Genomic DNA, 22,070 nt, shown 5'->3' with positions numbered 1-22,070 from the left:
CTTGTCATCGCTTGAGGTTGCTGACCTCCTGGAGCATGTCGTCCACCGTCGTGATGATCTTGGACGACGCGCTGTACGCGCGCTGAAAGAGGATCATGTTGGTGAACTCGCGCGCCAGGTCGGCCGTCGAGGCTTCGAGCGTGTAAGAACTGATCTCGCCGGCCCCCAGAGAGCCCGGCGCATTGATCGCATAGGCGCCCGAAAGGTCGGAGATGGTGTAGCCGTTGCCGGTCGAGCGTGTCAGCCCGTTGGGATTGGGCACCGTCGCGATCGGCAGCTGGAATACGGCGCGCTGCGATCCGTCATCGAACACCGCACTGACTTCGCCCGTCTTCGAGACCGAGATCGAGGCGACGTTGCCGAGCAGCCCGCCGTTGATCGACGACGTGAGAACCGAGGAATCGTCCTCGGACTGCGAAAAGCCATCCTGCGATCCCGCGGTGCCGAATTCGAGCTTGATCGGCTGCGCATTGGCGCCGTTGGTCCAGCCCGGCTGGATCGTGGCAGGAAACGGAACGACGGGGGGCGTGGCGGTGGGATTGGCGGCCGTCAGCGCCAGGCGGCCGTTGCCGTCGAACGTGATCGTGCCGCTCGCCAGCAGACCGTTGGCCTGTGTCACGTCGCTCGCGGGCTGCGCGTAGAGCTCGCCCTGCCACGTGTTCGGTCCAGTCTTGAGCACGCTCAGCGTCACGCGGTGGCTGCCACCTTGTGCGTCGAAGATGTCCATCGGGCGGGTAAAGGTCGGCTTCACGGCACCTGTTGCCGTCGGGTTGGCGGAATACGTAGCCATGTTGCCGGGAGCATAGGCACCGGTATACGTCGGCGAGGTGCTCTGGAAATTCGCGCGCATCGCGACCTTGGTCGTCGGCGCTGCGGTGCCGGTCAGGTCGCTGACGCGAACCGGCTCCAGCGCATCGACGCTACCGGTATTCAGATATTCGCCCTGCGCGTTCAGCCGCCAGCCTTGTAGATACAGCCCGGCGCTGTTCTTTAGAAAGCCTTCCTTGTCGGGCGCGAAAGACCCCGCACGGGTCAACGATACCGCACTGTCTTCATCGATACCGGCGCGGGTGACGAAGAACCCCTGGCCCGCGATGCCCAGATCGGTCGGATTTGCCGATGTCTGGAGCAAGCCCTGGTTCGCGACCAGCGACTTGGGCGCCGCGGTCACGCCGCCCGCCACATAGCGGCCTCCCGCGCGGCCATCGCCGACCAGCGTGCTGAACTGGGTCTCGGTCGCCTTGTAGCCGACGGTGTTGATGTTGGTGATGTTGTCCGCAACCGAAGCCATTGCGGTGGATTCGGCGGAAAGTCCGCTAACGCCTGAGAAGAGGGCCGAATAGAGGCTCATGGTCTTGTGTCTCCACCAAGGTGACGCGGGCCTTGACCCGGCATGATCCCTTATAGGTGGTGCGCGGGCGGTTCGGGCGCCGGCGGCATGTTCGCGTGCGATCGGCGGCAAGAAATACCGGTTCGGGCGCCGCACCCGGCAACTTCTTCCTATCATGATCGGGTCAGTCATATGGGATCAAGTCACATGACCTTGTGTATCAGCCTGCGCAGCGGCGAGAAGATGATCGTCAACGGTGCCGTCATGCGGGCCAACGGCCGCGCCGACCTGGTGATCGAAAACCGCGTCGCGGTGCTTCGGGGGCGCGAAGTGATGGCGCCCGCCGAAGCGACGACCCCGGCCCGGCGCCTCTATCTGGCGGCCATGATGGCCTATGTCGATGAGGCGGGGCGCACCGCGCATCAGGATCGCATCGTCGAACTCCTCGGCGAGCTGATCGGCGCGATCGAGGATCACGAAGCGCGTGCGAACTGCATGGAATTCGCGCGCTACGCGGCGCTTGGTGACTATTACCGTGCGCTCGGGGTCTGCCGCGCGCTGATCGAATATGAAGACATCGCGCTCGCCCGGACGGCCGGACAAGCCGCCTGAGATGCGCGCGTCGCAAGCCTTCGCCGCCGCTGCGGCCGAACTGGCCGACCTCCCGCGCGAAGAACGCTATGGCACGCTGGTCGCCGCACGCGGTGCGCTGATCGAGGTCGCGGGCCTTGCCGGTGCCGCGCAGATCGGGTCGCGCATCCGCATCGCGCTCCAGGATCGCACGATCGACGCCGAGGTGACGGGATTGGACGGCGGTCTGGCGCAGTGTCTGCCGTTCAGCGAATCGCAGGGCCTGGCCTCCGGCGCCCGCGCGGTGCTGTCTGCGGGCGAATTCACGATCCGGCCGAACGACGCCTGGCTCGGGCGCATGATCGACGGCCTTGGCCGTCCGGTGGATGAACTCGGCGCGTTGCCGGTGGGGATGACCGCGCGGCCGATCCGCGCCAATCCGCCACCCGCGGCGTCGCGTGCGCGCGTCGGCGCCAAGGTGGAGACCGGGGTTGCCGCGCTCGACGTATTCGCGCCCTTGTGCGCCGGTCAGCGCCTCGGCCTGTTCGCTGGCTCCGGCGTCGGCAAGTCGGTGCTGCTGTCGATGCTTGCCCGCTGGACGCAATGCGACGTGGCCGTGATCGGGCTGATCGGCGAACGCGGACGCGAGGTCCAGGAATTCGTCGAGGACGATCTGGGGCCGGAGGGGCGCGCGCGCAGCGTCGTCGTCGTGGCGACCTCCGACGAGCCTGCCCTGATGCGCCGCCAGGCTGCGTGGACCACAATGGCCGTCGCCGAACACTTTCGCGATCAGGGCCTCAACGTGCTGTGCATGATGGACTCGGTTACCCGCTTCGCGATGGCGCAGCGTGAGATCGGCCTGGCCAGCGGCGAACCGCCCGCGACCAAGGGCTATCCGCCCACTGTCTTTGCCGAACTGCCCCGCCTGCTGGAGCGCGCCGGTCCCGGACGCGTCGGCGGCGGATCGATCACCGGCGTCTTCACGGTGCTGGTGGACGGCGACGACCACAATGAGCCCGTAGCGGACGCGGTGCGCGGCATTCTCGACGGGCACGTCGTCATCACCCGCAAGATAGCCGAGCGCGGCCGCTATCCGGCGATCGACGTGCTCAAATCGGTGTCGCGTACCCTGCCCCATTGCCACACGGCCGATCAGAACGCGGTGCGGATCGCCGCCCGCCGCGTTCTTTCGACGTTCGGCGACATGGAGGAAATGGTGCGGCTCGGCGCGTACAAGGCCGGATCGAGCGCCGAAGTGGACGAGGCTATCCGCCTCGCGCCGCAGATCGAGCGGCTGCTGACGCAGGGCAAGGGAGACCAGGCCGGTGCCGAAGCGACCTTCGCCGCGCTTGCCGCCATGCTGGTGCCTGAAGATCTGGCACCCGAACTGATGGCCGCGGCATGACGACGCCTTACGACACCGCCTTGCGCATTGCCGAGCGCCGGCTCGACCAATTGCGCGCGCGGATCGGCCAGGCGGTGGACGACCTTCAGCGTACCGAGGCGGCGCACAGCAACAACGATGCCGTGCTGGCGCGCGAATCTATGGTCGCCGCCGGTGACCCACGTCTGACCTCCGACAGCTTCTTCCGGCAGACGCGCGAACGGCGCGAACGGTTGGCCGCTGAGCGCGTGCAGGCGCAGGATCGCCTGGAGGAACTGCGGCTGAAGGCCATCGAACAATACGGATCGCGCACCGCGGTAGAAACCGCCGCTGCCGGCTATCGCGCCGATGCGGAGCGCTCGGCCGCCGCAGCAGATCAGTCCGCGATCGACGATCTGATCGGCGCGCTGGCGGCGCGGCGCGCGCGCACGCAGCGCCGCAGCACCGCAGGATCTCCCCCGTGATCGCCTCCGGGATCGACCGCGGCGCACTCGCGGCGCTCACCCCCGCAAAGCGCGCCGAGGTGATCTACGGCGCGGCGCAGTCGGAATTGTCGCAGCGGCTGTGGCAGGCGGCGCTGGGTTCCAACGACCGCGCGCAGGACTCGTCCGACAGCGTGTTCGCGCCCGCGGCCCCCACCACTCGTGCCCAGCAGCTCGACGCGCTGATCGCCGCGATGACCGGCGAGCAGCAAGCCACCGGTGCGGCACCCGCGATGCGTCCTGCGGTCCTCTATACCGAAAGCGCGATGCCTGCGCCTGCGACGGTCGCAGGCCCCAGCCTCGATGGCCTGGGCGCCAACAGTCGCTACCGCGGCACGCTCCAAGCCGCAGCCGCGCGCACCAATCTGCCCGCTTCGGCGCTCGCCGCGATCGTCGATGCCGAGGCCGGCAAGGGGCGCGACGGCAGCTGGCAGGTCTATTCCCGCAATCCGCGCTCCAGCGCCGCCGGGCTTGGCCAGTTCCTCAGCCGGACCTGGGAAGGCATGGCGACGATCAAGGGAACCTGGCTCAATCAGTTCGCGCGGGCGCAAGGCTGGCTGGACGGGGGCGGAAAGGTGCTGCCCGGCGCGCGCTCCGCGCTGCTGTCCGCGCGCTACGATCCGACCGCCGCCATCAACGGCATCGCCGATTATGCGCGCCACAATCTCGATGGGCTGCGCCGGCAGGGTGTCTCGGTGGACGGTGACGTGACTGCGACGGCTAGGCTGGCCTATCTGGGCCATCATCTCGGCCTTGGCGACGCGGCGCGCTTCCTGCGCAACGGTGGTCTGGGCGAGTCGCGCGCGCGCACCGTCCTGGCCGCACAGGTGGGCAGCGACAGCAGCCAGCGGCGCATCGCGACCAGTGGCGATGCGACCGCGGCACACCGCGATTGGCTTCTCGGCTACCTCGATCGAAAAATTCAGCCCGCTCGCTTCGGCGCGATGGCCTGAAACCCTCCTATAGAATGATATTGGCGGTTCGGTCCGCGAACGGCTTGTTAACTATCTCCCCCTATACCGGCCTTGTTCGGAAGTGACGTTCACTTCACGGGATTTTGGGGGGCCGAAGATGTCCAAGACCACCGCGGCACTGGAAGCTGCCGTTGCCATCGTAATCGCCAACGCGCCCCAGGGCGACGAGCGCCAGAGCAATCGCCAGCGGGTCCATTCGGACCGCGCGTTCGCTTCGATCCTCAAGCTGATCGCACCGCGCATCCGCCACTTCATCCGCCAATACGGCCTGATCGCGCATTGGGACGATGCCGAGCAATGCTGCGCGATCGGCGTCCATCGCGCGATCGAGGCTTATGACCCGGCCAAGGCGCAGTTCACCACCTTCGTGAACTGGCAGATCCGTGGCGAGCTTCAGGCACTGCGCTTCCGGCTCATGGCCGATCAGCGCCCTTCGGCCAAGAAGGTCGCAGCGGTCACCGTATCGCTCCACGCCGTATCGGGTTCCGAAGACGGCGAGACCTCGCTCGAATCGATGATCGTCGACGAAGACGCGCTGGAGCGGACCGAGGCCGCGGCCTCCGCCTATATGGCCGATGCCACGCGCACCAAGCTCATCGACGAATATGTCGATCACCTGCGCACCGTCGGGCTGGAGCAGATCAATCGCCGGGCACGTACCAAGCCGGTGCCGGCCCTGCGCACCGATCCCGCGGCACCCCGGCTGCGCACCGTCGATGCCGCAGAACTCGCCGCTCTCGAAGACAAGATCGCGCTTCACCGCGAAGCGATCGAGCGCCGCCTGTCGAGCGATGTGGAGACCGAAGAGACGATCGCCGACGAGGCTGCGCGTGAGCGTACGCGTCAGGTGGCCCGTCGCGCAACCGCGGCCATGGCGGACCTGGCCGATCGCGCCCCACGCTTCGCCACCGCCCTGCGCGCACCCGCCGAGCCGCGCTGGCGCCGCCCCGCGAAGCCCGAACTCCAGGCTGCTCACGACTGAAACCCGGCGCGTGAAGCGTCGGTCCTCCCCCTCCCCGGTAACCTGGCGGTCATTCTTTTCACGCGGCGCACGCCTGCCGCGCCCAAAGGTGAACAAACCATCCTAGAATGAGAAGGGATTCGGGAAAGGTTTGTGCATGGCTTTCGACAGGACGACCGCGTTGGCGCCGATCGTCGCCCTGCCCCTCGACGACCCGCACCTGTGCCGGGCCGCCCGCGACATTGCGTTGCTGTCCTCCGGGTTGATCGCTGGCGCCGATGCTCCCCTTCTCGCGCTGGCGGTGCCGAGCGACGGCTGGGACGACGGAACCCCGATCATGCTCTGGGACCAGCGGCTTTCGGTATGCGAAACGCGCGGAAGAACGGTGTGCGAAACGCCGATGTTCGCTCCCGCGCTCGATGCCTTGTGCCTCGCGGCCGACGCACTCTTCGAACGGCTGCATGCCTGGGGCTGGTCACATGCCGATACCCACAAACTGTGCGTCGTGACCGATGGTACGGGCGTCGCGCTGATCCCGGACCTCCCGTCCGAAGGGCCGGGCTGGCTGATCGACATGGCTGGTCCCGGTGGGCACATGCCGTTGCTGCCGCTGGCCGACGACGGTGTCTGGTCGCTGATCGCCGCCGCAGCGGAAACCGCATCGGTTCACTGAGCCGCGGCTTTGAGGCTTAAAATGGTGTTCCACGCTGCGCGTAAGGGGTTTGTTCACCCTGTCGGGGTAGCACCGATCGCATGACCTGCGTCTTCCTCACCGTCGACACCGAATTCGCATGGCGGCATCACGTCGCCGGACACGATGCCGTCGGCATGTACGCCCGCTCCATAGAACCTGCCGGCGTCGGGCTGTCGTACCAGCTCGATCTGCTGCGGCGGCATGCACTCAAGGCGTGCTTCTTCGTCGATCCGATGCCCGCGATGGTCTTCGGCCTGGAGCCGTTCCGGCGGATGGTCGGCACCATCCTCGATGCCGGGCAGGAGGTGCAGCTTCACCTGCACCCCAATTGGGCCGCGGCAAAGGCCGGCGACCTGGGCGCCGCACATGCACGGTTCGAACTGGTCGAATACGATCTCGACGCGCAGCGTGCCTTGCTCGCCGGCGCCGCAGAGCTGCTGGTGGCCGCCGGGGCGCCGACGCCCATCGCGTTTCGCGCGGGGTCGTATGCCGCCAACGACGACACGCTGGCGGCGCTCGCTCAGCTTGGATTCGCCTACGACAGCAGCCACAATGGTGCAGCGATGCCGTGGCCGAGCCAGATCGGGCTGCCCCCGCGCCAGATCGCGCCGGTACAGCGCGGGGTGATCGAGGTGCCGGTAACGGTGATCGAGGACGCGCCGGGCAGCTTGCGCACCTTCCAACTCTGTGCGCTGTCGGCTGCCGAGGCGCGCGATGCGCTGGAGCATGCTGCGGCGCACGGCCATGCAGCGGTGACGATCGTCAGCCACGGCTTCGAACTCGCCAACCGGTCGGGCACCGCGCCCAACGGGGTCCACGTCCGTCGTTTCGAACGGCTGTGCGAGATGCTCGAGGATCGGCGCGACGCATTGCCGACCACGCATTTCGCGGATCGCCCCGCGCTGCCGCTGCGCCAGAAGAACACGCCGCTCGGGCCGAACAGGCTCCGCACCAGCTGGCGCCAGGCCGAGCAGCTGTGGTCGAACATGGTCGAGGAACGCAGCTGGTGAATGCGCCGGCCGCGTTCGCGGTGGACGCGCCGGTTCGGTTTCAGGTCGGGGCGCGAACGCTCGCTGCGATACCGCGCCGGCTCATCCGAATCGCCTGGTCTCTCGACGACGTACTGGCCGGGCACACGCACGCGCGCCCGGCGTTGGGGGACGCCGACGGATACCTGCTGACATCGGTTCCCCTGGCGCAGGCAGATGGCGTCCAGACCCAAGGCTTCGTGGCGCAGGTGCGCCAGCATTACGTCCGTCACTATACCGACCTGACGATCGGCCACGCCGCCTGGCTGGACGGCCTTTCGGCCAACGCCCGCTCGGCGCTGCGCCGCAAGACGAAGCGTCTGGCGCAGGGCGGCGCACTCGACGTCCGCAGCTATCGCACACCAGGCGAGATCGCCCAGTTCCACGCGCTCGCGCGGCCCCTGTCGGCCCTGACCTATCAGGAGCGGCTGCTCGGATCGGGCTTGCCCGACGATCCGGCGTCTACCGCGGTTCTGGACGTGCTCGCCGCCTGCGATCAGGTGCGCGCGTGGCTATTGTTTCTTGATGAATCAGCGGTCGCTTACCTCCATTGCACCGCCGCTGGGACGACGCTGCGCTACGACCATGTCGGCCACGACCCCGCCTTCGCGCACCTCTCGCCGGGAACGGTCCTGCATGCAGAAGCGATGCGGCAGTTGTTCGACGACCGGTTCACGCACTTCGACTTCACGGAGGGCGATGGCCAGCACAAGCGCCAGTTCGCCACCGGCGGGGTGCCTTGCGTCGACCTTATCCTGCTGCGCCCGACGCTGACGAACCGGCTTACCCTCGCAGCGCTCGCCGGGTTCGATCGCACGATCGCATTCGCCAAACGTGTCGCGCGGGGCGGCATGGCCAAGCGCATCGCGGATCGCGTCCGCCGCGCCTGAGTTGCGATCGTCGTCCGCATCGGGGACAGTCCGCCGATGCACTTGTCGGCCCCCGCTATCATCCTGGCCGTCCGCGCCCATGGCGAACATGGTGCGATCGTCCGCGCATTGACGCGCGATGACGGCGTACAGCCGGGCTATGTCCGCGGCGGACGTTCCCGCACGCTGCGGCCGGTGCTGCAACCGGGCAACAGCGTGGCGGGCGAATGGCGGGCGCGCACCGCCGAGCAGCTGCCCGCGCTCACCGTCGAACTCGCCACCACGCTCGCGCCGCTGCATGCCGAGCCGCTGGCGGCCGCGGCGATCACCTGGGCGACCGCGCTGACCGCAACGGTGCTGCCGGAGGCGCAGGCCTACCCTCGTATCCACGACGCGCTCGGCGGCCTGCTGGATGCGATCGTCGCGGCGCCGTCGGCGCGCGGGTGGGCGGCGGCGTTTGCGTTGTACGAGCTGCTGCTGCTCGCCGAGCTGGGCTTCGGACTGGACCTCGAACGCTGCGTCTCGGGTGGCGCTGCGGACGATTTGGCGTTCGTCAGCCCACGCAGCGGCGCAGCGGTGTCGCGCGCAGCGGCCTCGGGATATGAAGCGTGGCTGATGCCCCTGCCCGCGTTCCTGCGCGACGGCGGCGCGGCGTCCTGGGACGACATCTTCGCAGCGCTGCGGATCACCGGGCACTTCCTGGCGCGCGATCTGCTGGTCGGTCGCGCCGCCGACGTGCTGCCGGCGCGCGACCGGCTGGTCGATCGGCTCAAGAGAGCGGTTGCGTGACGGCGCGCAGGACGGCAAGGCGCGCCACAATAGCAGAGACCGGTAACGGAGACGGCATCTGATGGCCCAGCCCTTGATCGCGATCCTAGCCGGAGACGGCATCGGCCCCGAAGTCACCAACGCTGCGCGTCAGGTGCTCGATGCGCTGGCGCTCGGACTGGCGTTCGAGGAGGCGCCGGTCGGCGGGGCAGCGTACCGGGTTGCAGGCCAGCCGCTTCCCCCCGACACGCTCGCTCTGGCCAAGCGCGCGGATGCGGTGCTCTTCGGCGCGGTCGGCGATCCCGCCTTCGATGCGCTCGAACGCGCCCTACGCCCCGAACAGGCCATTCTGGGGCTGCGCAAGGAACTGGGCCTGTTCGCCAATCTGCGCCCCGCCCGCCTGTTCGAAGGACTGGAGGACGCCTCGGCGCTCAAGCCGGCCGTCGCGCGCGCGATCGACATGGTCATCGTGCGCGAACTGACCGGCGACATCTATTTTGGCGAAAAAGGACACCGGGTAACCAAGAAGGGCCTGCGCGAAGGTTACGACGTGATGCGGTATGACGAGGTGGAGGTCGCACGCATCGTCCGCGTCGGCTTCGACATGGCCTTGACGCGCAAGCGCCGGCTGCTGTCGGTCGACAAGGCCAACGTGCTGGAAACGTCGCAGCTGTGGCGCGACGTGACCAACGAGGTCGCGCGCGATTACCGCGATGTGACGCTGACCCATATGTACGTCGACAATTGCGCGATGCAGCTGGTGCGCGATCCCGGCCAGTTCGACGTGATCGTCACCGGCAATCTGTTCGGCGACATATTGTCGGATCAGGCGTCGATGTGCGCCGGATCGATCGGCATGCTGCCCTCGGCCGCGCTGGATGGCGAAGGGCGTGGGCTGTACGAGCCGATCCACGGCTCCGCGCCCGACATCGCTGGACAGGGCAAGGCCAATCCGTGCGCCGCGATCCTCTCGGCCGCGATGATGCTGCGCCATTCGCTGCACATGCCAGAGGCCGCGGATCGCATCGAAGCCGCGGTTGCGGCCGCGATCCTGGGCGGCGCGCGTACCGCCGATCTGGGCGGCACGATGACGACTGGCGCGATGACGGAAGCGGTGCTGGCGGGGCTGGGGTGACCTCCGCGCCGCTGGCACTCGCGGTCGTCATTCCCACCTTCAACGAGCGCGCCAACGTACCGCTGCTCATAGGGAAGCTCGATCATGCGCTCGGGGCGGCGCGCTGGGAGGCGATCGTCGTCGATGACGACAGCCCGGACGGCACCGCCGATGCGGTGCGCGACCTGGCACTTGTCGACAGCCGTGTGCGAATCATCCAGCGGATCGGGCGGCGCGGGCTGTCGTCGGCCTGTATCGAGGGCATGTGCGCGACCGCGGCGCCGCTGGTCGCGGTGATCGACGGCGACCTCCAGCATGACGAGGCGCTGCTGCCCCGGATGCTCCTGGCATTGCGCGATGATGCCGCTCTCGATCTCGTCATCGGCTCACGCTTCGTCGCAGGCGGCGGGACGGGTGACTGGGACCGCGACCGGGTAGCGAAATCGGCGCTGGCGACCCGGCTCGCGCGCCGCGTGCTCAAGGCCGATCTGAGCGATCCGATGAGCGGCTTCTTCATGATCCGCACCGAAATCCTCCGCGGCATCGTCCCCGGCCTGTCTGCCATCGGCTTCAAGATCCTGCTCGACATCATGACGAGCGGCCCGCGTCCGCTCCGCTTCGTCGAACTGCCCTATACCTTCCGAATGCGAATCGCGGGGGAATCGAAGCTCGATCATGTCGTCGCGATGGAATATCTGATCGCGCTATACGACCGCATGTTCGGGCGGATCGTGCCGGTGCGCTTCGCGATGTTCTCGGCAATCGGCGCATTGGGCGCCGCGGTCCATCTCTCGGTCGTCTGGCTGTTCTTCCGGGCGATCGGCGTCACCTTCCTGGGTGCCACCATCGTCGCGACGGCGGCCGCGATGACCTTCAACTTCTACCTCAACAACGCCCTCACCTATCGCGACCGGCGGCTCAAGGGATGGCGCGCACTGCTCGACGGCTGGGCGTCGTTCTGCCTGGTCTGCTCGGTCGGGGCGCTCGCCAACATCGGCATCGCGGCGTTCCTCCATGACATGCGTGACGGCGCTTGGGCCGCCTCCGCGCTGGCCGGAGTGCTGGTCGGGGCGGTGTGGAACTATGCGCTGTCGTCGCGCTTCACCTGGGGCCGGTATTGATGGCGGGCGTGCCATGATCCCGCCCGCTCGGACCCGACGCATCCTTCTGGCGGCCGCCGCGCTGCTGTCGCTCGGATCATGCTATCGACGGCCGGATACGGGTGTGGTGGTGGTGAGCGCGATCGGCGACCCGCCGGCCCTTCCCGACGGCTCTCGAAATGCGCTCGACACCGCCTCGCGCCTGCTGGCCGATGCCACCGCGCAAGGGCTGGTCCGCTTCGACGCCGGCGGGCAGATCGAACCCGGGCTGGCGCAGCGCTGGGCCGTCCTGGATGACGGGAGCAGCTATATCTTCAAGCTGCACGAGGCGACCTGGGCCGATGGCAAGCCGGTCACCGCCGAACAGGTGGTCACGATCCTCAAGCGTCAGCTCCGCGTCGCGGCCCGCAACCCGTTGCTGCCGTTCCTCAGCGCGATCGACGAGATCGTCGTGATGACTCCGCAGGTCATCGAGGTACGGCTCTCGCGGCCCCGACCCGATCTGCTCAAATTGTTCGCGCAGCCCGAACTCACGCTGATTCGTGCTGCGAAGGCCGGCGGATCGGGGCCGATGCGGATTATCGGGGAAGGTCGCGCACCCCTGCTTCGCCCCGTTCCCGAGCCGGGCCGCGCCGCCGAAGACGATGTGTCCGAGTCCCTTCCCGCCGACGACGTCCGCCTGATCGGCGAGCGCGCGGCTACCGCGGTCGCGCGTTTTGCCGCACGCGAGTCCGATCTGGTTGCAGGCGGCACCTTTGCCGACTGGCCGCTCGTCGCCGCCGCCGCCATCGCCCCGGCCAATATCCGCACCGATCCCGCCGCGGGCCTGTTCGGCCTTGCCGTCGTCGATCGGTCGGACTTTCTGGGAGAGGCAGGCAACCGGCTGATCGTGGCGCAGGCTATCGACCGCGCCGCGCTGGCAGCGGCGATGGGAACCGCGTGGCAACCCGCCGATCACATCCTGCCGGAAGCGCTCGACTCGGCCGCACCCCCCGTCACCCCAGCGTGGACGCTGCTGACCCAGGCGCAGCGCGTCGCGGGCGCGCGCGCGCAGGTCGCTCGCTGGGCGCAGCCGCTGCGGCTGCGGATCGCGATGCCTCGCGGGTCGGGGGCGACCCTGGTATATGCGCACATCGCGGCGGCCCTGATCGCCATCCGCATCTCGCCCGAGCGCGTGGACTTGAACGCGCCTGCGGACCTCCGCCTCGTGGACGCGGTCGCGCCCTATGACAGCGCGCGGTGGTATCTGGCGACCGCCTGTGCCGCGTGTGGCGAAGAAGCGCAGGCCGCGCTGGAGGCGGCGCGGACGGCGCCGACGCTGGCCGCACGCGCCAGCGCGATCGCGACAGCGGATCGGGCGCTGGACGCCGATGGCGCGTTCATCACCCTCGCCCGGCCGCTGCGCTGGTCGCTGGTCGCCGGGCGGCTGGTGCAATGGCAACCCAACGCCCGCGCCTGGCATCCGCTGAACCGGCTCCGCCGCGCGCCGTAACCGCCGTTGAACCCCATGCCTCGCGTCACCAAATGATGCGCATGGCCAACCCCGATCTTGCCGCCTTCGCCGACCGCCTGCCGATCGGACGCGACCCCACTTCCGTCCGTCGCCGGATCGAGGCGATCGAGCATGTGCTCGAAGGGCTGTTCACGATCCCCGGCACCCGGCGCAAGGTGGGACTGGACGTCGCACTCGATTTGATCCCGGTGGTCGGGCCGACGATGGCCGCCGCGATGGGATCGTGGCTGCTGTGGGAAGCGCGCAACCTCAATATGTCCAAGTGGCAGATGACGCGCATGGCCGGCAACGTCGGCACCGACTGGCTGCTGGGGATGATCCCCTTGGTCGGCGCGATCCCCGACTTCTTCTTCAAATCCAACACGCGCAACCTGCGCATGGTCCGCCGCCACCTGGACCGCCACCATCCCGCGACGGTCACGCTGGAGGGTTAAGAGTCTGTCCTGCCGACCCTAACGCCGACCCCGCCAGATCTTGAGCGCGGCACCGTTCGCCAACCCGCCTTGATGCGCGGGGCATCGGCGGTAGCGAAAGCGGGTGTCCATGCAGAGCCAGACCTCATCGAGCCAGCCTTGACCGTCGGCGGTGACGCGCATCATATCCGCACGCAGCCCCGGATTCGCCGCCGCCATCGCCTGCGCAAAGCGGCCCGCGGTCAGCGCCGATCGCGACAGCGCGTTCATGTCCGGATAGCGCAGCTTGGCATAGGCGCGCGTGGCGCGTGCGAAATAGGTCGCCGGGCGCTCGCCGGGCATACATGTGCCGTGCTTGGCCCATTCGTGCTGGATCAGCTGCGGCGACGGCGTCGCGCACAGGGTCGCGCGAACGACCGGCCTCGGCACGATCCCGGTGGGCTTGCAATATTGCGGCCACTCCTTGCCCACGCCGTCCGGCCACAGGCCATGCAGGGTGAAGCCGAAGCGGTTGCCCGACCCGCATTGGAACCGTGCCGAAGGACGATTGCCACCCGTGCGACAGAATTGCGGCGCCCAGGTAATCGCCAGCGTATAACTACCGATCGGCACGACGCGGCGCGGCTGATCGGCCGAAGCGAGATCGGGCCGTGCACGCGGGATGCTTGCAGGGATTGCGCAGCTATAGGCCTGCGCCTGCACGGCGGCCGGCGCCAGCAGCGCGGCGGCAGCGGCAAGCCGGGCGATCATGCCGCGTCTCGATCGTCATGGGCCTTCTCGCCGAACCAGGCACGGGCATCGGGCCGGAACAGCAGCCACACTGCCACCGCATTCAGGACGATCGCGACGACGCTGAGCACGCCCCCCAGCCCCGATGCCATCGTCCCCATCGCCAGCGCGATGAGCAGTCCCACCATGCCAAGACCGAACAGCACGACGACGATCCACTTGGCGACCACGCTGCCCCGCCGCGCGACGAAATACCATAGCAGCAGCGGGATCAGATAACCGATCGCGGTCACCGTCGGCAGATACCACGCGCCGAACATCACCTGCGCGTCGCGAACCGCGGGCATCGCGGTATAGCGTTGCCAGTTCAGTGCCGCATTTACCGCCCCGACGACGAGCGCGCCGAGATAGCAATAGTCGAAGCGGACGATGGAAATCGGTCTGGTCATCAATAGCCCCCTGGTCTTGCCGGCGTTATCGCATGCTCCTGCGCCAACTCAAGCACCGCGGACTCAGGCATTCGCAAAGTCGAGCCCGACGTCGGCCGCCGGCGCCGATTGGGTGAGCCGCCCGACCGAGACATAGGTGACGCCGGTCTCCGCCAGCGCGCGGATCGTCTCCAGCGTCACGCCGCCGGACGCCTCGGTCGGCACCCTCCCGCCGACCAGGGTCACCGCCCTGCGCAGCGTCGGCGCGTCCATGTTGTCGAGCAGCAGGTGGGTGGCCCCGGCGGCGAGCGCGGGTTCGATCTGATCGACGCGGTCCACCTCCACGATGATGCGCGCGATCCCCGCCGCCTTTGCGCGCGCGACCGCCTCCCCGACGTCGCCGGCCACCGCGACATGATTATCCTTTATCATCGCCGCATCCCACAATCCCATGCGGTGGTTCTGCGCGCCGCCCATTCGCGTTGCATATTTCTCCAGCAGGCGCAGGCCGGGGATGGTCTTGCGCGTGTCGAGCAGGGTCGCGCCGGTGCCCGTCAGGCGATCGACATAGGCGCGCGTCATCGTCGCGATGCCCGACAGATGCTGGACGGTATTCAGTGCCGAGCGTTCCGCGGTCAGCAGCGCGCGCGCGTTTCCGGCGATGCGCATCAGATCGGTGCCCGCGGCAACCTGCGCACCGTCCTCGACCAGCCGTTCGATCACCGCGTCCGGATCGAGCGCGCGGAAGAATGCTTCGGCGAGCGGCAGTCCGGCGACCGTGATCGCATCGCGCGAATCCATGACGCCGGTGAAGCGGGCGTCCGCCGGAATCACCGCGGCGGACGTGATGTCGCCCGCGTCGCCGAGGTCTTCGGCCAACGTCGACGTGACGAAGGCGGCGGCGTCAAAGCCTCCGCCGACAAGCTGATCGGGGTCGAAGGTAACGAAGGTCACGCGAATTCCCATAAAAAGTGTGACGAGCCGTTCAACGCAGCGCCGGTTGAGCTTTGCCGGCAGGAGCTAGAGTTGAACTCGACCAGGCTTGCTCTCCCCTCCCCTTAAGGGGAGGGGCTATCGAATCAACTTGGTCGCGTCTGCCCTGGCTTGAGCCGCACCTGTAGGACAGCCGCATCAGTCCCCCGTCACCCGCGCAGGCCCCAGGTTGCCCTGCCCCACCGTCCCGCTCGCCATCGCCAGCATCGCATCGAGGCTCTTCTTGGCCGACAGCCGCAGCCCTTCCTCGATCTCGATCCGCGGCTCCAGATCGCGCAGCGCGACGTAGAGCTTCTCCATCGTGTTCAGAGCCATGTACGGACAGATGTTGCAATTGCAGTTGCCGTCCGCGCCCGGCGCACCGATGAAGCGCTTGCCCGGCATCGCCTTTTCCATCTGGTGGATGATGTGCGGCTCGGTCGCGACGATCAGCGTGTCGCCGCCGAACGCATTGGCATATTCCAGGATACCGCGCGTCGATCCGACGTAATCGGCGTGATCCAGGATGACCGCCGGGCATTCCGGATGCGCGACGACGGGGGCGCTTGGGTTCTGCGCCTTCAGCTTCATCAGCTCTGTCTCGCTGAACGCCTCGTGGACGATGCACACGCCCGGCCACAGCAGCATGTCGCGCCCGGTCTTGCGCACCAGATAGCCGCCCAGATTGCGGTCGGGGCCGAAGATGATCTTCTGTTCGGGCGGGATCAGCGACAGGATCTTCTCGGCCGACGAACTGGTGACGATGATGTCGGAGAGCGCCTTCACCTCGGTCGAGCAATTGATATAGGTCAGCGCGATGTGATCGGGGTGCGCGGCGCGGAAGGCGGCGAACTGCTCGGGCGGGCAGCTGTCCTCCAGGCTGCAACCGGCATCCATGTCGGGAAGCACGACGATCTTTTGCGGCGACAGGATCTTGGCGGTCTGCGCCATGAAGCGCACCCCGCAAAAGGCGATGACGTCCGCATCGGTCGCCTGCGCCTTGCGGCTGAGGTCCAGGCTGTCGCCCACGAAATCCGCGATGTCCTGCAATTCGGGCCGCTGGTAATAATGCGCCAAAATGACGGCATTGCGCTCCTTGCGCAGCCGGTCGATCTCGACGCGCAGATCGACGCCCTTCAGACTGCCCGGATTCATGGTCATCGCCTGCATCTCCAATCGCGCTGTTAGCCCGGCCCTGACATCCACCCGCCCGTTCGTCCTGAGGAGCCATTGAGCGAAGTCGAAATGGCGTCTCGAAGGACAGGTTGGGGCGCGCGGCCTGTCCTTCGAGACGGGTCTTCGACTTCGCTCAGCCCCTCCTCAGGACGAACGGAGGTGGACAGGATCACCAGGCCACACCGCCTCACCACATAGGAGGTCGGCACCCGCTTGTCAGCCGCGGTTACCCAGAACCTCTTCCAGACTGCGCGTGGTGTCCCAGCGTTCGCTGCTCGGGCGCGGTTCGTCGGCGAAGCGGACGCGGACGGTGGCGGGGACGCCGACCGCACGCAGCGGCATCGCGAAGCTGCGCTCGACGGCCCGCTTGGTGGCGTCGCGGGCGAGCCGCATCGGCATCGCGCCGCGCGCCTGCGCCACGAGCTGCGCCTGACCCGCGCGACGGTTGGCGGCATCCAGGCTTCGTTCGGCATCGGTGAAGGTGGTCAGCACGCCGCCGCCGCCATATTCGCGAATAGCGGTGAGATCGACCTGCGGGCCGTCGATCTGCACGGGCGGCAGCGTGACCGACAGCGTCTTCGTGGCCGCATCCCACGCAACGTCGCGTTGGGTGAGTTTGGCGAGATCGACCTCGTAGCGAACCATGCCCGGCATGATGAGCGTCTTCTCGGTCGAAAAGCCGAGCGCGGTCTGGCGCGAGGTGACGACGGCCACGAATCGCGCGGCAAAGGCCGACAGCCGGTTCTGCTCACGCAGTCCCTCCAGACTGGCGCTCGCGATCGTCGTCGGATCGGGCGCGAGCCGTTCGGCGACGTAACGCTGCACCCCCCACATCGCGAGCAGCACCGCGAGGCCCAGGATCGCGACGACTCCCGCGGCCTTGGCCATGAACGAGATTGCGTTGCTCGGCTCTGGCGTCACCGGATCACCCATGTCGTCGCCTCCTCACGCACCAGGTCACGCCCCGCCAGGTCGATCAGATGCGCCAGCACCGATCGCTCGGCAGCCGGAGCAAGCCGCGGGTCGACGCCGGCATACATGCGCGCGACCATCGCAGGCACGTCATGCGGAGCGTCGCGGAGCAACCGCAGGATCTGGCCTTCACGCTGCTTGCGATGCCCCATCATCCCGCGCACCAGCCGGCGCGGGTTCTCCACCGCCTCGCCGTGACCGGGATAATAGACGCGGTCTTCGCGGGCCATCAGCACCGCCAGGCTGCGCATGTAATCGCCCATTTCGCCGTCGGGGGGAGAGACGACGGAGGTCGACCAGCCCATCACATGATCGCCCGAGAACAGCGCCTGAGTATCGCCAAGCGCGAAGCACAGGTGGCTCGACGTGTGGCCGGGGGTCGCGATCGCCTGAAGGCTCCACCCGTCGCCGCTGACGACCTCGCCGTCGGCCAACACGCGGTCGGGTGCATAATCGGCATCGAAGGCGGCATCGCCCTGCCCGCCCTCGCTGCGATGGGTGGGCGCCGCACCCATGATGGGCGCGCCGGTCGCCGCCGCCAGCGCGCGGGTGGCCGGGCTATGGTCGCGGTGATGATGAGTGACCAGGATGGCGCGCACCGGCCGCGCCCCGATGACATCCAGAAGGGCGGCAAGATGCTCGGGGGCGTCAGGACCGGGGTCGATCACCGCAAGATCTCGGGTGCCGACGACATGCGCCTGTGTGCCGGTGAAGGTATAAGGAGACGGGTTCGGCGCCAGGACGCGCGCGACCAGCGGCTCGAGCTGTATCGGAATACCGGTCGGATGCTCGGCCATGCCACGCGAGATGGCGGCTGGCGACGCGAATGGCAAGCCGGCTCCCCGCACCGGGGAAGCCGGCGCACTCCTCAGTCCAGCGCCGCGAGATCGGCTTCGACCTCCGCCAGCGCCTCCTCGATCGCCGGCATCGCGTCTCGATTGCCACGGTCGGCCATCCCCTTGCCCTCCAGCAGCCCCGCTCGCGCGGCGCGCAAGCCGCTCACCGCGGCGACCAGCGCGTCGCGTTCGATGGTCTTGGCATTGGCGGCGATCGCCACGCCCTGGGCGGCCCCTTGCGCAGCGATCTCGCGGATGCGGTTGGAGCAGATCACGATGCGCTGATCGCCGCCCGCCCGATCCTGACGAACGATGTCGCGCGCGTCGGCACCCGGACACTCCATCGAAACGACCCGCGGAACCGCCGGAACACGCACCGCGGCGACGGGCGGCACGGGAGGCACCGGCGGCGCTGGCGCCGGGTGCTCGGCGATATACGCATCGGCCTGCGCGCCCTCGTAGGTGGTCGTCCTGCCGTCCTTGACGATGATGACGCGCTTCACGGCGCCTGCCCCGGCGACCGGCGCGGGGGGCGTCGGTGGCACGGGCGGCGCGACCTGACCCACCAGCGCAGCGGTCGCAGCCAGGCCGCCGGTCATCGCCGCGGTCGCGCCGGTGCCCGAGGCGGTGATGACGAGGCCGCCCACGACCAGCAGCGAGACCATCGTTCCCCCCGCGGCAAGACGGCGGCGCGAGGCAGGTGACGGGTGCAACATCTTCAGTCTCCCTTTCAGATCGGCAATGGTGTGGAGGTGGCAGGCCGCAGAAACCGCCCCGCTCCAATCGGGTCCAGGATGCGCGGCCTTCAGAATCGCGCGGGCATAGGCATGCGCCGCAACCGGGCCGCGCTCGGCAATCACCCGCGCGTCGCAGGCAAGTTCCTGGTCGGCGCGAAACGCCCGGAAAGCCCGCCATGCGAACGGGTTGGGCCAATGGAGCGCCAGCACGACCAGCGCCGCCCAATTGGCGAACAGATCGCCGCCCCGATGGTGCGCGAACTCATGCGCCAGCGCCAGCGCGCGCTCGTCGGCATCGTAGCGCGCCGACAGGGCGCCCGGGATCGCGACATGGCGGCGAAACAGGCCAAAGGCGATCGGTCCGGGCGCGGCGTCGCTTTCGATCACGCGGATGCCGTCGACCGTATCGACCATGCCGCCGTGACGGACGACCACGCGACAGAAGCGGGCATGGCGAACGATGTGCCAGGTCAGGAAGGCCACTGCTCCCGCGCCCCACAGCGCGGCAAGGATCGCCATGGTCGGCCAGGCGGGCGCAGAGGCGGCGGGTTGCGCAGTGACGAGCACCATGATGGTCTCCCGCCCCAGGGTCACCGGCGTCGCGTCCGCCGGCCAGGCAGGAAGCGGCGGCAGCACCATCCGCAACGCGGGCAGCGCCCACAGCGCATAAGCCGCGCGCGCACCGAACGCACGGCGGACGGGCGTGCGGACGACGAGCACCGCGATCATCAAAAGCGCCGACGCGATCAGCGCCTCGATCGCCCACGCGATCACGGTTTCAGACCTTTCAGCAGCGCCTCGATCTCGGCAATGTCGGAGGCGGTGAGTTCATCGCGCTCCGCCAGATGCGCGACCAGCGGAGTCAGCTTGCCGCCGAAAAGGCGGTCGATCAGCCGCTTCGATTCGCCCGCGACATAATCCTCCCGCGCGACGAGGGGGCGATACAGATAGCGCCGCCCATCGGGTTCGTGCGCGATCGCGGTCTTGGCCAGCAACCGGCCGAGCAAGGTCTTGACGGTGGTGGCGCTCCACCCGCGCAGGGGATCGACGCGCTCGGCCACGTCCTGCGCGGTCAGCGGTGCCTGATCCCAGAGCACCTCCATGACCGCATGTTCGGCTTCGCTGATCCGTTCGGCCACGAGTCGCTCCTACTGACTACGCCTGTAATCGTCCTGATTACGTTTGTAGTCAATAAGGCCGTGCCACGAAATGCGCCGCAGCGGTGTCGGCGTTCTTTACGCCTGCAAACTTACCGCTCACCCCGTTAACCAACAGGAGCGGCGCATTTACGTCAGCAGAGCCACTTGGCACGCAGCCTGCAATGTCATCCGCATACCGATGCGTCCCCGGACGCTTCAGCGGGGCGGCACGGGAAACCGGCCGCCCCAACCCGGTCAGACCGGCTTGAGCGCCTCGGCCAGCTCGCCGCTTTCGTACATTTCCATCATGATGTCGGAACCGCCGATGAATTCGCCGTGGGCATAGAGCTGCGGAATCGTCGGCCAGTCGGAATAAGCCTTGATCCCCTGGCGGATGCCCTGGTCCTGGAGCACGTCGACGCTGTCGAACTCCACCTCCAGATGATTGAGGATCGCGACCGCGCGGCTGGAGAATCCGCATTGCGGGAAGAGCGGCGTGCCCTTCATGAATAGCAGCACGGGCTTTTCCTTCACCAGTGCGTCGATACGGCTGTGGGCTTCGTCAGTCATGGGTCACGATCCTGTGGGAATGGCGGTAGTCAGTTGTAACGCGTGCAGCTCGCCACCCATGCGGTGGCCGAGCGCGGCATAGACCGCGCGCTGCTGCTTCACCCGGTTCATGCCGGCAAAGCTGGCGGCGGTGACGCGTGCCGCATAATGATCGCCGTCACCTGCCAGATCGGTGATCTCGACCTCGGCGTCGGGGATCGCGGCACGGATCAGCGCGGCGATGTCGTCTGCGGCCATCGGCATGTCAGTGCGCCTCCATCAGCTGGCGCCGTGCCTCGACGGTCTGCTCCTCGAGCGCGCGGCGGACCACGCCCTCGTCGATCTCGACGCCCGCCGCGTTCATATCGCCTAGCAGCTTGCGGATGACGTCTTCGTCGCCCGCTTCTTCGAAATCGGCCTGGACGACCGCCTTGGCATAGGAATCGGTTTCCTCGGGCGTCAGCTTCATCAGCTGCGCCGCCCAATGGCCGAGCAGCCGGTTGCGCCGCGCGGAGATCCGGAACGCCATGTCCTGCTCGCGCGCGAACTGCGCCTCGAAGGCGCGCTGCCGGTCGTCGAAAGTGGTCATGCGCGGTTCCCGGTTGCTCGGTGCACGAGATAGGCGGTCGTCTCGCCGGGCGCAACGGCGGGTCGGCCGCAGCGTTGGGCCAATTGACAACAGCAACAGCTGTTGTCATTGAAGCCAACGTGAAAGCGGATTTGCTTCTCGATGAACGTCATCAGATCGCTCCCACCAGTTTTGTCCGCCTGCGAGTCTGGCGCGTTCCTGTTCCGGTTCGCGGGTCCGTGCACGATCTGAAATACTCGCTCGCGTACATCGTCGGCGGCGAGTGCGTGCTGCGCTACGACAACGAGGCAGGCAAGGGCGACCACCGTCATCTGGGCCTGAGCGAGAGTGATTATGCGTTCACCACGCCGGATCGGCTGCTCGCCGACTTCTGGCATGATGTCGATCAATGGAGGAGTAAATGACCGTTGTGACCTTGTCCGTCGTAACCCGCGATGCGGTGACTCACCGGGCAACGGCAGCGCTGCGCGGCGACGCCCAGGGTACGCACATATCGTTTGCGACGCCCGAACTGCTCTGGAAGACGCTCACGCCAAAGCGTTGGGACTTGCTCCAGGCGATGACCGGGCGCGGGGCGATGTCGATTCGCGGGCTGGCGCGGCACGTCGCCCGCGACGTCAAATCGGTCCACGGCGACATCGTCGCATTGGCCGCAGCCGGGGTGATCGACCGTACCGCCGAGGGCGTCGTCTTCGCCCACGATGCGGTTCACGTCGATTTCACCCTGACGAAGGCGGCGTAGC

27 protein-coding genes are annotated in these 22,070 nt (G+C 67.9%); 15 read left to right on the top strand and 12 right to left on the bottom strand.

What is annotated here, in order from left to right:
* Positions 1–4: 4 nt before the first annotated feature.
* Positions 5–1,351 carry a flagellar hook protein FlgE gene (locus tag VF643_RS02815; protein WP_331041845.1) on the bottom strand — a complete coding sequence of 449 codons (1,347 nt, stop codon included), beginning with the start codon at positions 1,349–1,351 and terminating at the stop codon, positions 5–7.
* A gap of 186 nt (positions 1,352–1,537) precedes the next feature.
* On the opposite strand from VF643_RS02815, the gene VF643_RS02810 reads away from it, so the two are divergent.
* The 13 genes from VF643_RS02810 to VF643_RS02750 all read left to right on the top strand — a co-directional run bounded on the left by VF643_RS02810 (position 1,538) and on the right by VF643_RS02750 (position 13,221).
* Positions 1,538–1,942 carry a flagellar biosynthesis repressor FlbT gene (locus VF643_RS02810; RefSeq protein WP_331041844.1) on the top strand — a complete coding sequence of 135 codons (405 nt, stop codon included), beginning with the start codon at positions 1,538–1,540 and terminating at the stop codon, positions 1,940–1,942.
* A gap of 1 nt (position 1,943) precedes the next feature.
* Positions 1,944–3,305 (top strand): flagellar protein export ATPase FliI, encoded by a 1,362-nt coding sequence (gene fliI, locus VF643_RS02805; RefSeq protein WP_331041897.1) that lies wholly within the window; start codon positions 1,944–1,946, stop codon positions 3,303–3,305.
* Positions 3,302–3,748, top strand: a complete 447-nt coding sequence (locus VF643_RS02800) for a hypothetical protein (protein ID WP_331041843.1) — start codon at positions 3,302–3,304, stop codon at positions 3,746–3,748. The genes fliI and VF643_RS02800 overlap by 4 nt, the downstream gene beginning before the upstream one ends.
* Positions 3,745–4,719, top strand: coding sequence for a peptidoglycan-binding protein (locus tag VF643_RS02795; RefSeq protein WP_331041842.1), 975 nt, complete (start codon positions 3,745–3,747; stop codon positions 4,717–4,719). Before VF643_RS02800 ends, VF643_RS02795 begins: the two co-directional genes overlap by 4 nt.
* Before the next feature lie 118 nt (positions 4,720–4,837).
* A complete protein-coding gene (locus tag VF643_RS02790) occupies positions 4,838–5,722 on the top strand; it encodes a sigma-70 family RNA polymerase sigma factor (RefSeq protein WP_331041841.1) in 885 nt (294 codons plus the stop codon).
* Positions 5,723–5,858: 136 nt separating this feature from the next.
* Positions 5,859–6,374 (top strand): hypothetical protein, encoded by a 516-nt coding sequence (locus VF643_RS02785; RefSeq protein WP_331041840.1) that lies wholly within the window; start codon positions 5,859–5,861, stop codon positions 6,372–6,374.
* Between the two features lie 80 nt (positions 6,375–6,454).
* On the top strand, positions 6,455–7,405 hold the full coding sequence (locus tag VF643_RS02780) for a polysaccharide deacetylase (protein WP_331041839.1): 951 nt from the start codon (positions 6,455–6,457) through the stop codon (positions 7,403–7,405).
* The gene (locus VF643_RS02775) at positions 7,402–8,313 is read left to right on the top strand and encodes a GNAT family N-acetyltransferase (protein ID WP_331041838.1); all 912 of its coding nucleotides are present in this window, start codon (positions 7,402–7,404) and stop codon (positions 8,311–8,313) included. The genes VF643_RS02780 and VF643_RS02775 overlap by 4 nt, the downstream gene beginning before the upstream one ends.
* A 36-nt stretch (positions 8,314–8,349) precedes the next feature.
* Positions 8,350–9,081, top strand: a complete 732-nt coding sequence (gene recO, locus VF643_RS02770; protein ID WP_331041837.1) for a DNA repair protein RecO — start codon at positions 8,350–8,352, stop codon at positions 9,079–9,081.
* A gap of 61 nt (positions 9,082–9,142) precedes the next feature.
* Positions 9,143–10,195 carry a 3-isopropylmalate dehydrogenase gene (gene leuB / locus VF643_RS02765; protein ID WP_331041836.1) on the top strand — a complete coding sequence of 351 codons (1,053 nt, stop codon included), beginning with the start codon at positions 9,143–9,145 and terminating at the stop codon, positions 10,193–10,195.
* A complete protein-coding gene (locus tag VF643_RS02760; protein WP_331041835.1) occupies positions 10,192–11,295 on the top strand; it encodes a glycosyltransferase family 2 protein in 1,104 nt (367 codons plus the stop codon). The genes leuB and VF643_RS02760 overlap by 4 nt, the downstream gene beginning before the upstream one ends.
* Before the next feature lie 13 nt (positions 11,296–11,308).
* Positions 11,309–12,766 carry an ABC transporter substrate-binding protein gene (locus VF643_RS02755; RefSeq protein WP_331041834.1) on the top strand — a complete coding sequence of 486 codons (1,458 nt, stop codon included), beginning with the start codon at positions 11,309–11,311 and terminating at the stop codon, positions 12,764–12,766.
* A gap of 41 nt (positions 12,767–12,807) precedes the next feature.
* Entirely contained in the window at positions 12,808–13,221 is a 414-nt protein-coding gene (locus tag VF643_RS02750) for a DUF4112 domain-containing protein (protein WP_331041833.1), read from the top strand.
* An 18-nt stretch (positions 13,222–13,239) separates the two neighbouring features.
* On the opposite strand, the gene VF643_RS02745 is transcribed toward VF643_RS02750, so the two are convergent.
* From VF643_RS02745 to VF643_RS02695, 11 genes are all read right to left on the bottom strand, one after another.
* Positions 13,240–13,950, bottom strand: coding sequence for a ribonuclease T2 family protein (locus VF643_RS02745; RefSeq protein WP_331041832.1), 711 nt, complete (start codon positions 13,948–13,950; stop codon positions 13,240–13,242).
* Positions 13,947–14,378 (bottom strand): hypothetical protein, encoded by a 432-nt coding sequence (locus tag VF643_RS02740; RefSeq protein ID WP_331041831.1) that lies wholly within the window; start codon positions 14,376–14,378, stop codon positions 13,947–13,949. Before VF643_RS02740 ends, VF643_RS02745 begins: the two co-directional genes overlap by 4 nt.
* Before the next feature lie 63 nt (positions 14,379–14,441).
* Positions 14,442–15,311 carry a carboxylating nicotinate-nucleotide diphosphorylase gene (nadC, locus tag VF643_RS02735; RefSeq protein WP_331041830.1) on the bottom strand — a complete coding sequence of 290 codons (870 nt, stop codon included), beginning with the start codon at positions 15,309–15,311 and terminating at the stop codon, positions 14,442–14,444.
* 177 nt (positions 15,312–15,488) lie between these two features.
* The gene (gene nadA / locus VF643_RS02730; RefSeq protein ID WP_331041829.1) at positions 15,489–16,490 is read right to left on the bottom strand and encodes a quinolinate synthase NadA; all 1,002 of its coding nucleotides are present in this window, start codon (positions 16,488–16,490) and stop codon (positions 15,489–15,491) included.
* 231 nt (positions 16,491–16,721) lie between these two features.
* The gene (locus VF643_RS02725) at positions 16,722–17,438 is read right to left on the bottom strand and encodes a DUF4230 domain-containing protein (protein ID WP_331041828.1); all 717 of its coding nucleotides are present in this window, start codon (positions 17,436–17,438) and stop codon (positions 16,722–16,724) included.
* Positions 17,423–18,274 carry an MBL fold metallo-hydrolase gene (locus VF643_RS02720; RefSeq protein WP_331041896.1) on the bottom strand — a complete coding sequence of 284 codons (852 nt, stop codon included), beginning with the start codon at positions 18,272–18,274 and terminating at the stop codon, positions 17,423–17,425. Before VF643_RS02720 ends, VF643_RS02725 begins: the two co-directional genes overlap by 16 nt.
* A 71-nt stretch (positions 18,275–18,345) precedes the next feature.
* A complete protein-coding gene (locus tag VF643_RS02715) occupies positions 18,346–19,824 on the bottom strand; it encodes a M56 family metallopeptidase (protein ID WP_331041827.1) in 1,479 nt (492 codons plus the stop codon).
* Positions 19,821–20,189 (bottom strand): BlaI/MecI/CopY family transcriptional regulator, encoded by a 369-nt coding sequence (locus tag VF643_RS02710; RefSeq protein ID WP_331041826.1) that lies wholly within the window; start codon positions 20,187–20,189, stop codon positions 19,821–19,823. Before VF643_RS02710 ends, VF643_RS02715 begins: the two co-directional genes overlap by 4 nt.
* Positions 20,190–20,444: 255 nt before the next feature.
* Entirely contained in the window at positions 20,445–20,759 is a 315-nt protein-coding gene (grxD, locus tag VF643_RS02705; protein ID WP_331041825.1) for a Grx4 family monothiol glutaredoxin, read from the bottom strand.
* Between the two features lie 3 nt (positions 20,760–20,762).
* Complete coding sequence (locus VF643_RS02700; protein ID WP_331041824.1) at positions 20,763–21,002, bottom strand: BolA/IbaG family iron-sulfur metabolism protein; 240 nt, start codon at positions 21,000–21,002, stop codon at positions 20,763–20,765.
* Between the two features lies 1 nt (position 21,003).
* On the bottom strand, positions 21,004–21,327 hold the full coding sequence (locus VF643_RS02695; RefSeq protein ID WP_331041823.1) for a DUF1476 domain-containing protein: 324 nt from the start codon (positions 21,325–21,327) through the stop codon (positions 21,004–21,006).
* 20 nt (positions 21,328–21,347) lie between these two features.
* Here VF643_RS02695 and VF643_RS02690 point away from each other — a divergent pair, with 20 nt between their 5' ends.
* Positions 21,348–21,731, top strand: coding sequence for a toxin-antitoxin system TumE family protein (locus tag VF643_RS02690; protein ID WP_331041822.1), 384 nt, complete (start codon positions 21,348–21,350; stop codon positions 21,729–21,731).
* On the top strand, positions 21,728–22,069 hold the full coding sequence (locus tag VF643_RS02685) for a transcriptional regulator (protein WP_331041821.1): 342 nt from the start codon (positions 21,728–21,730) through the stop codon (positions 22,067–22,069). Before VF643_RS02690 ends, VF643_RS02685 begins: the two co-directional genes overlap by 4 nt.
* Position 22,070: the final 1 nt, after the last annotated feature.

This window comes from Sphingomonas sp., assembly GCF_036387595.1.
Classification (GTDB): domain Bacteria; phylum Pseudomonadota; class Alphaproteobacteria; order Sphingomonadales; family Sphingomonadaceae; genus Sphingomonas.
This window is presented reverse-complemented; position numbering and strand designations above follow the sequence as displayed.

Bases quoted from the DNA above. Each gene is read 5' to 3' on its own strand.
- VF643_RS02815 (WP_331041845.1), bottom strand. From the start codon at position 1,351: ATGAGCCTCTATTCGGCCCTCTTCTCAGGCGTTAGCGGACTTTCCGCC.
- VF643_RS02810 (WP_331041844.1), top strand. From the start codon at position 1,538: ATGACCTTGTGTATCAGCCTGCGCAGCGGCGAGAAGATGATCGTCAAC.
- fliI (WP_331041897.1), top strand. From the start codon at position 1,944: ATGCGCGCGTCGCAAGCCTTCGCCGCCGCTGCGGCCGAACTGGCCGAC.
- VF643_RS02800 (WP_331041843.1), top strand. From the start codon at position 3,302: ATGACGACGCCTTACGACACCGCCTTGCGCATTGCCGAGCGCCGGCTC.
- VF643_RS02790 (WP_331041841.1), top strand. From the start codon at position 4,838: ATGTCCAAGACCACCGCGGCACTGGAAGCTGCCGTTGCCATCGTAATC.
- VF643_RS02785 (WP_331041840.1), top strand. From the start codon at position 5,859: ATGGCTTTCGACAGGACGACCGCGTTGGCGCCGATCGTCGCCCTGCCC.
- VF643_RS02780 (WP_331041839.1), top strand. From the start codon at position 6,455: ATGACCTGCGTCTTCCTCACCGTCGACACCGAATTCGCATGGCGGCAT.
- recO (WP_331041837.1), top strand. From the start codon at position 8,350: ATGCACTTGTCGGCCCCCGCTATCATCCTGGCCGTCCGCGCCCATGGC.
- leuB (WP_331041836.1), top strand. From the start codon at position 9,143: ATGGCCCAGCCCTTGATCGCGATCCTAGCCGGAGACGGCATCGGCCCC.
- VF643_RS02755 (WP_331041834.1), top strand. From the start codon at position 11,309: ATGATCCCGCCCGCTCGGACCCGACGCATCCTTCTGGCGGCCGCCGCG.
- VF643_RS02750 (WP_331041833.1), top strand. From the start codon at position 12,808: ATGGCCAACCCCGATCTTGCCGCCTTCGCCGACCGCCTGCCGATCGGA.
- VF643_RS02745 (WP_331041832.1), bottom strand. From the start codon at position 13,950: ATGATCGCCCGGCTTGCCGCTGCCGCCGCGCTGCTGGCGCCGGCCGCC.
- VF643_RS02740 (WP_331041831.1), bottom strand. From the start codon at position 14,378: ATGACCAGACCGATTTCCATCGTCCGCTTCGACTATTGCTATCTCGGC.
- nadA (WP_331041829.1), bottom strand. From the start codon at position 16,490: ATGACCATGAATCCGGGCAGTCTGAAGGGCGTCGATCTGCGCGTCGAG.
- VF643_RS02725 (WP_331041828.1), bottom strand. From the start codon at position 17,438: ATGGGTGATCCGGTGACGCCAGAGCCGAGCAACGCAATCTCGTTCATG.
- VF643_RS02720 (WP_331041896.1), bottom strand. From the start codon at position 18,274: ATGGCCGAGCATCCGACCGGTATTCCGATACAGCTCGAGCCGCTGGTC.
- grxD (WP_331041825.1), bottom strand. From the start codon at position 20,759: ATGACTGACGAAGCCCACAGCCGTATCGACGCACTGGTGAAGGAAAAG.
- VF643_RS02700 (WP_331041824.1), bottom strand. From the start codon at position 21,002: ATGCCGATGGCCGCAGACGACATCGCCGCGCTGATCCGTGCCGCGATC.
- VF643_RS02695 (WP_331041823.1), bottom strand. From the start codon at position 21,327: ATGACCACTTTCGACGACCGGCAGCGCGCCTTCGAGGCGCAGTTCGCG.
- VF643_RS02685 (WP_331041821.1), top strand. From the start codon at position 21,728: ATGACCGTTGTGACCTTGTCCGTCGTAACCCGCGATGCGGTGACTCAC.